Here is a 15587-nt window from a genome sequence, read left to right as displayed (position 1 = left end):
GTCAGGTCACCCAATTCCAGGAATCAAACGTACGACGAGATCGATCAACCAGATACCGACGAACGGTGTGATCACACCGCCGAGACCGTAGACGAGCAGGTTACGTCCGAGCAACTGCGATGCCGTCGACGGTCGGTATCGAACGCCCTTGAGTGCCAACGGAATCAAACCGATGATCACCAAGGCGTTGAAGATCACGGCCGAGACGATCGCCGATTCGGGGGTGGCGAGACGCATGATGTTCAACGCGTCCAGCTGCGGGTAGATGCCGCTGAACAAGGCCGGCAGGATTGCGAAATACTTCGCCAGGTCGTTCGCCAACGAGAATGTGGTCAACGCGCCGCGGGTGATCAGCAATTGCTTGCCGATTTCCACCACCTCGATCAGCTTGGTGGGATCGGAGTCGAGATCGACCATGTTCCCGGCCTCTTTGGCTGCCGAGGTTCCCGTGTTCATCGCGACCCCGACATCGGCCTGGGCAAGGGCGGGAGCATCATTGGTCCCGTCACCGGTCATCGCGACGAGACGTCCGCCTTCCTGTTCCTTCCGGATCAGGGCCAGTTTGTCTTCCGGGGTGGCCTCCGCCATGAAGTCGTCGACGCCCGCCTCGTCGGCAATCGCCTTCGCGGTCAACGGATTGTCGCCGGTGATCATGATCGTGCGAATACCCATCGCCCGGAGTTCGGCGAACCTGTCAGCCATTCCCGGCTTTACGACGTCGGACAACGCGATCACGCCGAGGATCGAGGTACTCTCACCATGCTTGACGGCAACTACCAGCGGCGTTCCGCCCGCTTGGGCGATGTCGTTCACGGTGTCGGTCACCGCGCTCTCCGCGTGTCCACCGCCACTGACGACCCAGTTCATCACCGCATCTGCTGCACCCTTTCGGATTTGGCGTCCGGAGTGGTCGAGTCCGCTCATCCGGGTTTGTGCCGTGAACGGAACGAACTCGGCGCGTTCTTCGTCCAACGTCGGCTCGGCAGCGAGACCGAAATCCGCTGCGCACAGCTCGACGATGCTCCGTCCCTCGGGAGTTCCGTCGGCCAGGCTCGACAAGCGAGCTGCCGCAGCAAGATCGTCGGCGGATACACCGGGCGCCGGATGGAGTGCGGTGGCCCGGCGGTTACCGAAAGTGATGGTTCCGGTCTTGTCCATCAACAGGGTGTCGATGTCGCCCGCAGCTTCCACCGCGCGCCCCGACATCGCGAGAACGTTGCGCTGGACGAGGCGGTCCATGCCCGCGATACCGATCGCCGAGAGCAGCGCTCCGATGGTCGTCGGGATCAGGCAGACGAGAAGTGCGATCAGCTTGATCGGATCCTGCTCGTGCCCCGCGTACAAGCCCATCGGGCCGATGGCTACGACGGCGAGGAGGAAGATGACGGTCAACGACGCGAGCAGGATGTTGAGCGCAATCTCGTTGGGTGTCTTCTGACGTGAAGCACCCTCGACGAGCGCGATCATCCGGTCCACGAACGAACTGCCCGGTGCTGCGGTGATTTCCACGACGATGCGGTCCGAGAGAACCGTCGTACCACCGGTGACGGCGCACCGGTCACCACCGGATTCACGGACCACCGGCGCGGATTCACCGGTGATCGCCGATTCGTCTACGGAGGCAATACCTTCGACCACGTCGCCGTCGCCGGGGATGACCTCGCCGGCAACCACTATCACCCGATCGCCGACCACCAGTTCGGTGCCGGAAACCGATTCGATCGCACCGCTCATCGTGATCCGATGTGCTGTGGTGTCCTGCTTCACCTTTCGCAGGCTCGCCGCCTGCGCCTTGCCGCGCCCTTCGGCCACGGATTCGGCGAGGTTCGCGAAGATCACCGTGAACCAGAGCCACAGGGTGATCACCCAGGAGAACACCGAGGGATCGGCGATCGCCATGACAGTGGTGATGACGGAACCGACGAACACCACGAACATGACCGGGTTGCGGGCGAGGTGGCGTGGGTCGAGTTTGCGCACGGCCCCCGGCAACGCGGTGATCATCTGCCGCGGGTTGAAAACGCCAGCGTGTACTTGACGGGACTGGCCTGGATCAACCTTGTCGGCAGCGTCTTGCGCTACCACGGGTTTCTCACTGATACGCACGGTCATTGAAGAGCCTCCGCTAGCGGGCCCAGCGCGAGGGCCGGGAAGAATGTAAGTGCAGCAACAAGAACGACGGTGCCGGTCAACAAACCGGTGAACATCGGTCCGGACGTCGGGAGGGTGCCGGCCGTCGGCGCCACCTTCTTCTGCGAGGCAAGAGCACCGGCCAAAGCGAGAACGAAGATGATCGGCAGGAATCGGCCGAGAAGCATGCAGATTCCGAGAGACGACTGGAACCAGTCGCTGGTGACCGTCAGACCGCCGAAGGCGCTGCCGTTGTTGTTGGAGGCGGAGGCGAAGGCGTAAAGCACCTCACTGAACCCGTGGATCGATCCCGGCGTGCCCGGATCTCCCCCATTGCCTTGATAACCGGTGGTCGAACCGAGGATGACGGTGATGGCGGTACCGATCAAGACCAGCGCGGGCATGACCAGAATCGACAGCGCCGCAAGGGTGATCTCGCGTCGACCCAACTTCTTGCCGAGATATTCGGGCGTGCGACCGACCAGCAGTCCGCCGACGAACACTGCGATCAATGCCAGCACAAGAATCCCGTAGAGGCCGGTTCCGACTCCACCTGGCGCAATTTCGCCGAGCAACATGTTGAGCAGGACCGCGCCGCCGCCGAGGGGTGACATGCTGTCGTGGGCCGAGTTCACCGCGCCCGTCGACGTTCCCGTGGTCGCCACCGCGAACAACGCCGATCCGGGGATTCCGAAGCGAACTTCCTTGCCCTCCATCATCGAACCAGCTGCTGTGGCGGCAACACCGCGTGCGCCGGATTCGGCAGCGAGCGTGACTGCGAGCAGCCCGCTCCACAGGATTCCCATCACTGCCAGCAGGGTGAGGCCTTGCCTACGATCCCCGACGAGAGTTCCGAACGTTCGGGTGAGGCAGACCGGAATCAACAGGATCGCCAGGATCTCGACGACATTGCTCAACGGGGTGGGGTTCTCGAACGGGTGCGCCGAGTTGGCAGCCAAGATCCCGCCACCGTTGGTGCCGAGTTCCTTGATCGCTTCCTGGGACGCGACGGGGGCCAGTGCATTGGTGACCGCATTGCCGTCGAGGCCGGTGGAGGCGAAACCGCTGTGGAACGACTGGATCACTCCCTGGCTCAACAGGATCAGGGCGATCACGAAGGAGAACGGGAGGAGGATGCGCAGAGAACCACGCGTCAGATCGACCCAGAAGTTGCCGATCTCGCCGCCCCTGGCCACCCGAATGAAGCCGCGAACCAATGCGATGGCCACCGCCATGCCGACCGCTGCCGAGACGAAGTTCTGCACCGCCAGACCGACGGGCTGAACGAAGTTGCTCATCGTCGTTTCCGGCGTGTACGACTGCCAGTTGGTGTTCGCCACAAACGAAATCGCGGTGTTGAACGCTACGGCAGGACTGACCCCGGACAGACCGTCACTCAGCGGCAGTACTCCCTGAATCCGTTGCAGGAAGTACAGGAACAATGCGCTGGCCAGCGAGAATCCGAGAACGCTTGCGGCGTAGCCGTACCACGTCTGCTCGGCCCTCGAGTCGATCCGACCGACGCGGTAGATCACACTCTCGACCCGAAGATCTCGCGTCGACGAGTAAACACGCGCCATGTAGTCGCCCACCGGAACGTAGGCGATTGCCAGAACGACGAGGACAAAAGCGATCTGCAGGCCGGCTGCAAGAGCGGGCGACATCAGAACCTCTCAGGATCTACGAGTGCAACGAGCAGGTAAATGACCAATGCCGCGGCGACGGCGATCAGAACCACGCTGACCACACCGGCAACCGTCATTTGGGAGCGCTCGCCTGTAGGGCGCGCAGTACCAGCGCGCACACGAGAAAACCGCCGAGAATCAGAGCAACGTAGGCCAGATCGGCCATGAGCTTCCCTCTTCGAAATCTTTTGCCGTGCTGCTGTGCATCGCAGCCATGACGCGCGGTCGCCCTCGACCGGATGCGCTCTCTCAGCTTCGACCTCCGGAAAGGCCGATTCCGCGTCTCTGACGATCCGCTTACGCACTGACCTGGCGTCTTGACGCGATCTTGACGCGAAACCGAAGTTCACTAATACTGAAACAAGTTACTGTTCGTTCGAACGAACAGTTTTGCGAAGGGAACCTGATGACTTCTCGAACCGACCACGATCTCGCCCCCGGTCTTGTCGACCAGGTTGCGAGTCTGGCCTCGGGCGCCACCTCGTCCGTCGCGGCCACGGAGGCAACGCTGAGCCGGATCGAGGCCACTCAGCCTCACCTCAATGCGTTCAAGATCGTGCGGCGCGAGAAGGCACTCGAGGAAGCTGCCGAGGCCGACAGGCGTCTCGCACTCGGCGAGCGCCTACCTCTTCTCGGCGTGCCGATCGCAGTGAAGGACGACGTCGACATCACCGGCGAACCCACCGCCTTCGGTTGCCCTGGCGATTTCCCGGCCAAGACCGAGGACTCGGAGATGGTTCGACGCCTCCGCGACGCCGGCGCAGTGATCGTGGGCAAGACCAACAGCCCGGAATTGGGCCAGTGGCCCCTTACGAGCGGTTCAGCCTTCGGTTACACGCGCAATCCGTGGTCGCGTCACCACACTCCAGGCGGATCGTCGGGCGGCACCGCCGCGGCCGTCGCCGCCGGATTGGTCAGCGCCGGAATCGGTTCCGACGGTGCCGGTTCCATCCGAATCCCTGCGGCCTGGACCAACCTCGTCGGAATCAAACCGCAGCGCGGGCGCATCTCCACCTGGCCCGACGCCGAAGCGTTCTACGGCCTGACGGTCAACGGCCCGCTCGCGCGCACCGTCGCCGACGCGGCACTGCTGCTCGACGTCGCTGCCGGCAACCATGACGGCGACCTCCACAAGCCGACACCGGTCACCGTCAGCGACGCGGTGGGACGCGACCCCGGAAAACTGAAAATCGCGCTTTCCCTTCGCAATCCGTTCACCGCCACTCCCGTGAAGCTGGACCCGGAAGTGCGCCTGGCCGTGCATTCGATCGCCGACACGCTGCGGGAGCTCGGACACCACGTCGTCGTCGACGATCCCGCATACGGCCTGATCTTCGGCCTGAACTTTCTGCCCCGCTCACTCGTCGGGGTCCACGACTGGCTCGGACGCGTTCCCGACCCGACACTGGTCGATGCCAGAACACGCGGAAATGCCCAGAACGGCAAGCTACTTCGCGGCGCACCTCTGCGCGCGGCCCGCGCGGCCGAGCCACGGATGCGAAAGCGGATCGGAGCGATCTTCGACACCTACGACGTCGTCCTGGCACCCACGACGGCAACTCCACCGATCATGGCGACCGCGATCGACGGCATCGGTGGCTGGGACACAGACAAGGTCATGACCGGCGCCTGCCCGTACGCGTGGCCGTGGAACGTCCTCGGCTGGCCCTCGGTCAACGTGCCGGCCGGATTCAGCAAGGCCGGCCTGCCCATCGGTGCGCAGTTGATGGGCAACGAGAACACCGAACCTCTGTTGGTCTCCCTCGCTTCACAATTGGAATCGGTCCTGCGTTGGGATCAGATCCGCCCCGAGCCGTGGTGGTGACCCGATGAGTAACCGGGACGTCCGCGAGCGAATACTCGACGCCGTTCTGCACGTCGTCGGTACCGACGGCATCCCGGGTGTGAGCAACCGGCGCATCGCCGCGCAGGCCGGCGTCTCACTCGGATCGATCACGTATCACTTCGCGAGCCAGTCGGACATGCTCCGCGCTGCTCTGTCTCGTTTCGTGACCGACGAGACGACGCGCCTGCGCGCCTTGGCCGAGGAGTACCGCGACAAAGGTCTGAGCGTCGAGGACGCCGCGGCAATAGCCGAAAAGGTGACGCGAGATCTTTCGTTCTCGGCCGAGCGGATCGCGCCGTTCGAGATGTACATCGCCGCCGGGCGCGACCACGAACTCCACGAAGTCGCCGTCGAATGCTTCGCCGCCTACGACGATTTGACCGTCACGATTCTGACGGCACTCGGTGTACCTGATCCGGAGTCGATTGCATCGACGCTCGTCGCCGTCATCACCGGCCTCCAACTCCGACGCCTGGCCACCGGCGTCGACGAGCAGGACATCGGCGCGGCGATCCTCAGGGTCCTCCGGCCCTAGAAGCCCAGCCGGCCGAGCTGCTTCGGGTCGCGCTGCCAGTCCTTGGCGACCTTGACGTGCAGCTCCAGGAAGATCCGCACACCGAGCAGCTTCTCGATCTGCAGGCGCGCACTGGTACCGACTTCCCGCAGACGCGCTCCGCCCTTACCGATGACGATGCCCTTCTGACTGGGCCGCTCGACGTAGAGCAGTGCATGCACGTCGAGCATCTCGCCCTGCTTCTCGGTGCGACCCTCACGCGGGATGACCTCCTCGATCACCACAGCCAGGGAGTGCGGCAATTCTTCGCCGAGCCCCTCGAGCGCAGCCTCACGGATCAGTTCGGCCATGAGCACCTCTTCGGGCTCGTCCGTCAGTTCCCCGTCCGGGTAGAAGGCCGGGCCCTCGTCCATCAGACCGGCGAGGACGTCGACCAGGATCTCGACCTGTTCACCCGACTTCGCGGACACCGGAACGACCTCGGATTCGGGGCCGAGCAGGGTGGACAGCGCGAGCAACTGCTTTCCGACGGCGTCGCGGCTGACCTTGTCGATCTTGGTCACGATGCCGACAAGCTTGGTCTTGGGCGCCATCTGACGGACCTGCTGCACGATCCAGCGGTCTCCGGGCCCGATGGCCTCGTCGGCCGGGATGCACAGGCAGATGACGTCGACCTCGGAGTACGTGTCGCGAACCAGGTCATTGAGGCGCTGCCCGAGCAAAGTGCGGGGCTTGTGCAGTCCAGGGGTGTCCACCAGGATCAGCTGCGCATGCTCGCGGTGAACGATGCCGCGAATCGTGTGGCGCGTCGTCTGCGGGCGCGAGGACGTGATCGCGATCTTGCTGCCGACCAACGCGTTGGTCAGCGTGGACTTGCCCGTATTGGGTCGACCCACGAAACACACGAAGCCTGACCGGAATTCGTTCTTGCTCATAACTGCTCCTCGCTGAACTCTCGCTCAGTCATCGGTGTCTTCTGTCTCTTCGTCTTCGGACGGCGGGATGCGCTGCACGAACACCGTGCTGATGCGTACCCGGCCTCGGCCCGTATTGGTTCCCTCGCCGCGCAGGATCAAACCGTCGTACTCCACTTCGGAACCGGGAAGTGGCACTCGGCCGAGTACGTATCCGATCAGCCCGCCGACGGTCTCCACCTCGTCGAGTTCGAGTTCGAGATCGAACAATTCACCGAGGTCTTCGATGGGAAGTCTCGCGGATACGCGGAACATTCCGTCACCGAGATCCTCGATGGGCGGCGTCTCGTCCTCGTCGTACTCGTCGGCGATCTCACCGACGATCTCTTCGATGACGTCCTCGATCGTGACGAGCCCGGCGATTCCGCCGTACTCGTCGACGAGTATCGCCATGTGGTTGCGGTCGCGCTGCATCTCGGCCAGCAAGCTGTCGAGCGGCTTCGAGTCGGGAACGAAGACGGCGGGCCGCATGACGTCGCAGACGTTGACGTTCCGGCCGCCGTCGGGCAGGTGGTAGGTCTGCTTGACCAGATCCTTGAGGTAGACGACACCGAGCACGTCGTCGACGTTCTCCCCGATGACCGGCAGGCGCGAGTGACCACTGCGGACGGCCAACGACGTTGCCTGCCCGGCATTCTTGTCGTTCTCGATCCACACCATGTCGGTGCGGGGCACCATCACCTCGCGCGCCGACGTGTCTCCCAGTTCGAAGACGGACTGGATCATTCGGCGTTCTTCGTCGGCCACGACGCCACGTTCCTGCGCCATGTCCACGAGTTCACGCAACTCGATTTCCGACGCGAACGGGCCGTTGCGGAAGCCCTTACCCGGGGTCAATGCGTTACCCACGAGGATCAGGACGCGACTGATCGGCCCGAGCAGAACCCCGATCCACAGCAGTGGCAGCGACGCGGCCATCGCGATGGAGTACGCATGTTGGCGCCCAAGCGTTCTCGGTCCGACGCCGATGACCACGTACGAGACGAGAACCATGATCACCGCGGTGACGGTCAGTGCCCAGCCCAGCGAGAGGACGTCGATCAGGCCGCCCACGAGTACGACGGTGGCCGTGATCTCGCACAAAATGCGAAGCAGGACCATCAGATTCACGTATCGCGGACGATCGGTCAGGATGCGTTGCACTCGCGCGGCGCCGGCTCGCTCTTCCTTTGCCATCTCGTCGATCCGCGCCGACGAAATGGTGTTGAGCGCCGAGTCGACGGCCGCGAACACACCACCGACCGGGACAAGAGCAATCGCCAGAACAAAGAGCGCTATGGCGCTACTCACTACAGAACCCCCGGATAACTGTTATCGGTCCACTCCGTCGACGAAACCGGTCTTACCGAGCAGCTTCTGATCGCGTTCGGCCAGTGCTGCTTCGCGGTCGATACGGCGAAGGTCTTCGTACCACTCTTCGAGGAGGTTGTTCTGCAAGCCGAACATCTCCTTCTCCTCCTCCGGCTCCGCATGGTCGTAGCCGAGGAGGTGCAACACACCGTGGACGGTCAGGAGGGCAAGTTCGTGAGCCAGTGAATGCCCGGCCTTGTCAGCCTGATCCGCGGCAAAAGACGGACACAGCACGATGTCGCCGAGCATCGACGGCCCCGGCTCGGGGGAATCGGGACGGCCACCAGGCTCGAGTTCGTCCATCGGGAACGACATGACGTCGGTCGGGCCCGGCAGGTCCATCCAGCGAACGTGCAGATCCGCCATCGTCGCGGAGTCGACGAGAACCATCGACAGCTCGGCCGCCGGATGGACATCCATCCGAGCGATCACGAAACGGGCAACGCTGATCAACTCCGGTTCGGAGATGTCCATGCCCGATTCGTTCGAGACCTCGATGCTCATGTGCGACGCTCTTTCCTGGGAAAAGTAGGGGTTGATGCGTCGCTCAGCCTACCGTCGCGGTGAATGAGCATGTGCAGCGCGGCGCTGCGCCCGGTTTCCGACCGCCAACTCGCCGGACCGATCCGATTCGTGACGCTCGTAAGCGTCGACGATGTGAGAGACCAGCCGATGACGTACGACGTCGCTGCTGTCGAGAGTGGCGAAATGAATATCGTCGATCCCGGTGAGGATTTCGGATGCCGCGCGCAGACCCGAACGGGCCCCGCCCGGCAGATCGACCTGGGTCACGTCTCCGGTGACCACGATCTTGGAACCGAACCCGAGGCGGGTCAGGAACATCTTCATCTGCTCGGCCGTGGTGTTCTGCGCTTCGTCCAAGATGATGAAGGCGTCGTTGAGCGTCCGGCCACGCATGTAGGCGAGCGGAGCGACCTCGATGACTCCGGCCTGCATCAACTTCGGAATCGCCTCGGGATCCATCATGTCGTGCAATGCGTCGTGCAGCGGGCGGAGATACGGATCGATCTTCTCGTGCAGCGTGCCGGGCAGAAAGCCCAGTCGCTCCCCGGCCTCGACTGCCGGCCTGGTCAAGATGATCCGAGAGACCCGCTTGGCCTGCAACGCCTGAACGGCCTTGGCCATGGCGAGGTAGGTCTTGCCGGTACCGGCCGGGCCGACTCCGAACACGATGGTGTTCTCGTCGATGGCGTCGACGTAGCGTTTCTGGTTGAGGGTCTTCGGCCGAATCGTCTTGCCCCGACGCGAAAGAATGTCGAGGGAGAGCACCTCGGCCGGAGACTCGCCGACCTCGTTGGTGAGCATGCCGATGGTTCGTCGAACAGCGTCCGGGGCAATGGGCTGCCCTCGACCGGCCAACGACGCCAATTCACTGAACACACGTTCTGCCAGCGCCACGTCTGCAGCCGTCCCCGACAAGGAGATGGTTCCGCCACGTACATGAATGTCGGCACGAAGCTCACGTTCGATCGCGGTGAGATTCTCGTCCGTCGCCCCCAGGATTTGACGCACGGTCTCCGGCGCCAGATCCATACTCGAACGGACGGTGCGCTCTGCGGGCAGAGCGCGCTCGGTGATGGTGGTTACACGGTTCCCGTCGAGTTCACTGTGTTCACTCACGTGGTGAATATGGCCTGCTTTCTGGTCCGATCAGCCCACTCGACTCGTGAGCCTCGATACTTCGAAGTCTAGCGCCAGAGTCGGACACGGCCCACTTGTTAATCGTCCCGGCCTAATCCTCGCGGCGACCGGACGGCAGCGATTCGCGGATCCACTCCGACGCTTCGGCGACGATCTCGGAGCTTCTGTCCGGACTGATACCCGCGATGACCAGGCACACGGCGGCAAAGGATTCGCCCGAGTCCGTGATGAGCCCACTGTTGGCCTGATCGAACAAAGTGATCGTGATCGCCTCGGTCATCGCTACCAGAGTCTCGGCCGGCAGGTATTTCGAGAAGGTTCCGTCACGCTGACCGCGCTCGACGACGCTGATACTCACGGCGCGCGCGGGCTCCATCAGATCGAGAATCCGCTGCTCCCCCAACTCTTTGCGAGCAAAGCTGAGCAGCATCCGGAAGCGATCACCGACCGGCCATGACAGCAATGCCAGTACGGCAGTCGCCAGATCCGGGCGCTCGGGCGGCTCGCCGGCTTGGCTCAGCGCAGCTACGAGATCGGTCGACGCCTCGTCCACGATGCCGTTGATCAGCGCCTCTCGGCTGTCGAAATGCGCGTACACGGTTCGCCTGACCACACCGGCGGCCTTTGCGACGTCGTCCATGCTCGCATCCGGATCAGCAGCGAACGCCGTGATCGCCGCCTCGATGATGCGATTGCGATTGGCCGCGGCCTGACTACGACGCTGCCGTCCGCCCGATTCGGCAGTTCCCGAAACGACTGTGCCCGAATGCGTCAACGCGCGTTCCACCTCTTTCGACTGCCCAACTGTGATCTAGGTCAATCATAGTTGCACATCGGTGTGCAAGTTATTAATTTACACATCAGTGTGCAAATAGATCGAGGAGTGTCTTCGATCATCAGGAACGGAGTCGCGTCATGACGACACTCATGAGCAAACCTGTCTCGGAGATGGACCAGCCGTACTCACGGCGGTGGGCCGCGCTCGGGGTGTTGTGCCTGAGTCTGCTGATCGTCGTGATGGCGAATACCGCGCTGATCGTCGCGGCGCCGGACATGACCAGAGACCTCGGCCTCACCAGCACGCAACTTCAATGGGTCATCGACGGCTACACCGTTCCCTACGCCGCATTGATGCTGCTGTTCGGCGTGATCGGTGACAAGTACAGTCGCCGCGGCGCACTTCTCGCCGGACTCGCCGTGTTCGCCGGCGGCGCCGTCTTCGGCAGCATCGCGGACACCACCAACGCCGTCATCGCGGCACGAATGATCATGGGCGTCGGCGCCGCGATCATCATGCCCGCGACGCTTTCGCTTCTGGTCGCTACCTTTCCCAAAGCGGAGCGATCACGCGCCATCGCGGCGTGGGCGGCGACATCGGGTCTCGCGATTGCACTCGGTCCGCTGTTGGCCGGATGGATTCTCGACAGTCATTCCTGGAGCATCACTTTCCTGATCAACGTCCCGATCGCCGCAGTCGCTGCCGTCGCCGCCGTAATTCTGGTGCCGCCGAGCAAGGCCGAGCACCTGGGCCGGATCGACTGGATCGGCGGCGCACTCTCGGTGGTCACCATCGGCTCGCTCGTGTACTCGATCATCAACGGATTCCACTTCGGGTGGACCGGCGGACCCATCGGTGCCGCCGTACTCGCTGCGATCGGCCTCGTCTCGTTCGTCCTCTGGGAACTGCGTCACCCGCAGCCACTGCTCGACGTCCGTAAGCTCGGCCAGCGCATGGTCGGCGGCGCGACGCTCGCCGTACTTCTGCTGTTCCTGGCCGCCTTCGGCGCCATCTACTTCATCTCACAGCAGTTCCAGTTCATCCTCGGCTACGGCGCACTCGAAACCGGTGTTCGTTTGCTGCCCTTGGCAATTGCCGTTTCGATCGGCGCCGTTGTCAGTGGGCGGATCACTCCGCTGATCGGCGTCCGGGCGTCCATCGTCGGCGGCATGGTGGTCGCCGCGATCGGCGTTCTGATTCTCACGCAGGTCGACGGCGATTCGGGCTACTGGATGTTCGCAGTCCCACTGATCCTGCTCGGCCTGGGCATCGGTCTCAGCGAACCGCCGGCCACCGACGCCATCATGGACAACTTCTCCGAGGACGATCTCGGTGCTGCGGGTGGCCTCAACGACACCGCCATCGAACTCGGCGGCTCGCTGGGTATCGCGATCCTCGGCTCGATCCTCGCTGCGAGCTACAAGGATTCGATTGCCGGATTCATCAATGGAATGCAGGTTCCGCAGTTGACGGGCGAACTTGCACAACAGGCTGCGTACGCGATGGAGGTGTCGGGCGAATCCGTCGGCGGCGCTTCGTTGGTCGCCGAAGAGATGGCAGGCAACCCGTTGGCTGCAGCTCAGGCAGGGCCGTTGCTCGACGCCGCAGGCAGTGCCTACGCCGACGCGATTTCGGCGGCCAGTTGGGCGGGCGGTCTTGCACTGTTCGTGGGGGCAGTTGTCGTGGCGTTCATCCTGCCGGGCAAGAAGGCCCCTGTGGAAGTGGACCCCGCGTCAGTCTGACGTGCTCGGAGCGAGCGGGTCTTCGGCGAGAACCAACTCGCGGGAGACCCGCCACGACTCGGTCGAGGGTGAGAGAAATGCGTCGTGTCCTTCGCCCTCGATCACACGCAGTGACACGGGATCACCAGCCGCTTCCGCGGCTTTCGCGTACCGGGAGCTCACCTTGGCCGGCACCTGCAGGTCCTCCGCACCCGTAACGCACACAACGGGGACGCCGATCGGCAATCGATGCTGCGGCGACGCACTGCGATACAGATCCGGGTCCGCGTCGAACGGAACGCCGAACAGATCCTCGATGAAGCTGATCCGTCGTCCACGCTCGCCTGCCGACGCCAGATCGAGTGCGGCCGCCTGTGCGATGACCCGTTCAGGCCGGGTGAACGTGTCCTTCTCCCCCGCCAGCCACACTGCAAGATGTCCTCCGGCCGAATGCCCGAGCAAGCGAATCTGATTCAGATCCAATTCGGCCGAGGACTTCGCGGCAACCAGTCCGGGGATTTCGTCGTATGCCGTTTTCACGTCGGCGGACATCTCCGGCCAACCACCGCCCGCCCCGAGACGGCGGTATTCGATGTTCCACACCGCGACGCCGTGCCGCGCGAGTTCGACGGCAAATGCGGTGCCCAGAGTCAATCCGTACTGCCCGCTCCAGAAGCCGCCGTGGATCTGCATGACGACCGGGATCGGGCCGTCAACGACTCCGTCGGGAACGTAGAGATGCCCGAACTGCTGCTCGTGTCGGCCGTACGGAATCTTGAATCGAGGCACCGAGGAAATCTATCTCAGGCGAGGGCGCTGCCTGCGGCCCAGTCTGCCCAGGAAAGGGTCCAGTCGCCGTTCTGCCACACCTCCAGCGGAGCGCCGCCGGTGTTCTTGATCTCGACGACATCTCCCGGCTGCGAGAAATCGAAGAACCATTTGGCATTGGCCGCACTGAGATTGAGGCAACCGTGCGAGGTGTCGGTGTTTCCCTGCGCCCAGACGGTGCTCTCCAACTCGTGAAGATAGATACCGTCCGTGCTGATGCGGGTGGCCCAGTTGATGGATTCCTTGTAGCCCAGGCGCGAGTTGATCGGCAGACCGTAGGTCGACGAATCCATGATGACGGGATTTGCCTTGTCCATCACGGTGTACGTGCCGGGCTGGGTCCAGAACGAGAGCGTCGTGCCGCCGATCGTCTCGGTGCCGCCCATTCCCATCGAGGTCGGCATTTCCTTGATCACCTGACCGTTTTCGTAGACGGTCACCATCTTGGTGTTGTCGTCGGCGACCGAGACGTGGGAGTCGCCGATCTTGAAGGACACGGTGTCGTCCTGCTGGCCGTACAGGCCGTTGCCGAGCTGCTTGCCGTAGATGTTCGCGTTCACCGAGACCGTCGTGCCTGGTGCGTAGTAGTTCTGCGGTCGCCAGTGAACGTTCTGACCGTCGACCCAGTACCACGATCCCTGTACGGGCGGATTGGTTGTGACCAGCAGAGACTTCTCGGCCGCGGCCTTGTCACCGATCAACTCGTCGAAATGAACGGCGACGACGGTGCCGACACCGTACGTGCCACCGTCCGATATCGAGGCGCCACCGGTGGTGTTGATGTACGCCCGGGTCTGGTTACTCGGCGCGACGGTGGTCAGCGTCGTGTTCTTGGTCGTGGCAACACCGTTCGCGTCGACGGCGTCGACGACCAGCTTGTAAGTCTTGCCGTATCCGAGTGGTTCGCTCGGTTTCCAGGACGTCTTGTCCGGCGTGGTGATACCGGCGACTTCCTTACCCTCGGGATTGGTCAGCGCGACGGTCGTCAGTGTTCCCTTCGCGACCTGGACCTCGATGGGGTCGAGTGGACTCACCGGAGTTCCGCCGTCCGCCGGTGTGACGGTGACGAGCGCCTCGCTGGTCGGGGTAGTGGTGACGGCGCTGCTGGAGGAACCCGTGTTGTCTCCGGTGGAGACCGTGCACCCCGCGACGAGCATCAACGCCGCCGCGGCACACACCGCTCCAACGATTCGCATATGCGCACGTGACAACATCTGGCCTCCTGAAATCCCCGAACCAACTCACGCCGAAGGCGACCCCCGACGTCTTTACGATAGTGCGCAAATCTGACACTTCGCTGAGCGCCGGATCCGATTCAGCTCGGGATCACAACAAGATCAGTGCAGTGGCCGTGGTCCCCAACGATCGGTCAGCACTCCGATCGCGCCCAGAGCAACAGCCCCGGCGGTCGACGTACGCAGGACCGTCGGGCCGAGAAGCACCGGAGTGGCCCCGGCCTCCGACAACGCGCTGATCTCCGAATCGTCCAGCCCACCTTCGGGACCGACAACCAGAAATACCTCGTCCGCGCTCGCCAGCGGCAAACCGGCCAACGGCGTCGTCGCCGATTCGTGAAGCACCGCAACCACAGCGCCACGGGCAACGGCGTCACGAACCAACGCGATCACCGCCGGCGTCTTGTGCAGTTCCGCAATTTCCGGGACGAACGCGCGTCTGGACTGCTTTGCCGCAGACACTGCCGCACTTCGCCAGCGTGCGACGCCCTTGGCGAGCTTGGGGCCCTCCCACTTGGCGACACAACGCAAGGACTGCCACGGGATCACCGCGTCGATCCCCGCCTCGGTCGCCAGTTCGACGGCCAACTCGGAACGCTCGGCCTTGGGAAGTGCCTGAACGAGGGTCACCAACGGCTTGGGCTGCTCGAGAACCTGAACGTCACTGACCAACAGTTCCAGGCGGTCCTTGCCGACGCTCGTCACCTCGGCGTCGGCCACCCGGCCACGGCCGTCGGCCAACACCAATCGCTCACCGACGCCGATCCGGCGGACAGTGGCCGCGTGGCGACCCTCCTGTCCGTCCAGAACTGCGATTTCACCGACGCCGGGAACCGGGTCGAGAAAGAAGACCGTTGCGGCCAC

General features: G+C 63.5%; 14 protein-coding genes. 3 read left to right on the top strand and 11 right to left on the bottom strand.

The window, feature by feature from the left end; all coding sequences use genetic code 11:
- Window positions 1-6: 6 nt before the first annotated feature.
- From kdpB to kdpF, 3 genes are read right to left on the bottom strand one after another with little or no spacing between them, the layout of a single operon-like run.
- Window positions 7-2112, bottom strand: coding sequence for a potassium-transporting ATPase subunit KdpB (gene kdpB / locus RhoBH5_RS14795; protein WP_050654652.1), 2106 nt, complete (start codon window positions 2110-2112; stop codon window positions 7-9).
- On the bottom strand, window positions 2109-3794 hold the full coding sequence (gene kdpA, locus RhoBH5_RS14790) for a potassium-transporting ATPase subunit KdpA (protein WP_003944472.1): 1686 nt from the start codon (window positions 3792-3794) through the stop codon (window positions 2109-2111). The genes kdpB and kdpA overlap by 4 nt, the downstream gene beginning before the upstream one ends.
- Window positions 3794-3892 (bottom strand): K(+)-transporting ATPase subunit F, encoded by a 99-nt coding sequence (gene kdpF, locus RhoBH5_RS14785; RefSeq protein ID WP_007731078.1) that lies wholly within the window; start codon window positions 3890-3892, stop codon window positions 3794-3796. Before kdpF ends, kdpA begins: the two co-directional genes overlap by 1 nt.
- 329 nt (window positions 3893-4221) lie before the next feature.
- Between kdpF and RhoBH5_RS14780 the strand changes: the two genes are divergently transcribed.
- Complete coding sequence (locus RhoBH5_RS14780) at window positions 4222-5640, top strand: amidase (protein WP_042450174.1); 1419 nt, start codon at window positions 4222-4224, stop codon at window positions 5638-5640.
- A gap of 4 nt (window positions 5641-5644) precedes the next feature.
- Window positions 5645-6196, top strand: a complete 552-nt coding sequence (locus RhoBH5_RS14775; RefSeq protein WP_030536607.1) for a TetR/AcrR family transcriptional regulator — start codon at window positions 5645-5647, stop codon at window positions 6194-6196.
- On the opposite strand, the gene era is transcribed toward RhoBH5_RS14775, so the two are convergent.
- The 5 genes from era to RhoBH5_RS14750 all read right to left on the bottom strand — a co-directional run bounded on the left by era (window position 6193) and on the right by RhoBH5_RS14750 (window position 10948).
- Complete coding sequence (gene era, locus RhoBH5_RS14770) at window positions 6193-7110, bottom strand: GTPase Era (RefSeq protein ID WP_003944451.1); 918 nt, start codon at window positions 7108-7110, stop codon at window positions 6193-6195. The two genes, RhoBH5_RS14775 and era, sit on opposite strands and share 4 nt — an antisense overlap.
- Window positions 7111-7134: 24 nt before the next feature.
- A complete protein-coding gene (locus tag RhoBH5_RS14765; RefSeq protein WP_003944509.1) occupies window positions 7135-8439 on the bottom strand; it encodes a hemolysin family protein in 1305 nt (434 codons plus the stop codon).
- A gap of 21 nt (window positions 8440-8460) precedes the next feature.
- Window positions 8461-9003, bottom strand: a complete 543-nt coding sequence (gene ybeY / locus RhoBH5_RS14760) for an rRNA maturation RNase YbeY (protein WP_192712964.1) — start codon at window positions 9001-9003, stop codon at window positions 8461-8463.
- Window positions 9004-9051: 48 nt separating this feature from the next.
- On the bottom strand, window positions 9052-10140 hold the full coding sequence (locus tag RhoBH5_RS14755; RefSeq protein WP_064113190.1) for a PhoH family protein: 1089 nt from the start codon (window positions 10138-10140) through the stop codon (window positions 9052-9054).
- Window positions 10141-10252: 112 nt separating this feature from the next.
- Window positions 10253-10948, bottom strand: coding sequence for a TetR/AcrR family transcriptional regulator (locus RhoBH5_RS14750; protein WP_007731067.1), 696 nt, complete (start codon window positions 10946-10948; stop codon window positions 10253-10255).
- A 128-nt stretch (window positions 10949-11076) separates the two neighbouring features.
- On the opposite strand from RhoBH5_RS14750, the gene RhoBH5_RS14745 reads away from it, so the two are divergent.
- Window positions 11077-12681, top strand: a complete 1605-nt coding sequence (locus RhoBH5_RS14745) for an MFS transporter (protein ID WP_270008461.1) — start codon at window positions 11077-11079, stop codon at window positions 12679-12681.
- Here RhoBH5_RS14745 and RhoBH5_RS14740 read toward each other — a convergent pair.
- From RhoBH5_RS14740 to RhoBH5_RS14730, 3 genes are all read right to left on the bottom strand, one after another.
- Entirely contained in the window at window positions 12673-13449 is a 777-nt protein-coding gene (locus RhoBH5_RS14740; RefSeq protein ID WP_050654648.1) for an alpha/beta hydrolase family protein, read from the bottom strand. The genes RhoBH5_RS14745 and RhoBH5_RS14740 overlap by 9 nt on opposite strands.
- 14 nt (window positions 13450-13463) lie before the next feature.
- Window positions 13464-14702 (bottom strand): L,D-transpeptidase, encoded by a 1239-nt coding sequence (locus RhoBH5_RS14735; protein ID WP_003944568.1) that lies wholly within the window; start codon window positions 14700-14702, stop codon window positions 13464-13466.
- A 123-nt stretch (window positions 14703-14825) separates the two neighbouring features.
- Entirely contained in the window at window positions 14826-15587 is a 762-nt protein-coding gene (locus tag RhoBH5_RS14730; protein WP_003944495.1) for a 16S rRNA (uracil(1498)-N(3))-methyltransferase, read from the bottom strand.

The organism is Rhodococcus sp. BH5 (assembly GCF_027583855.1).
GTDB classification, from domain to species: Bacteria; Actinomycetota; Actinomycetes; order Mycobacteriales; family Mycobacteriaceae; genus Rhodococcus_F; species Rhodococcus_F qingshengii.
Note: the sequence above shows the minus strand (reverse complement) of the source record. Positions and strands in the feature narration are given on the sequence as shown.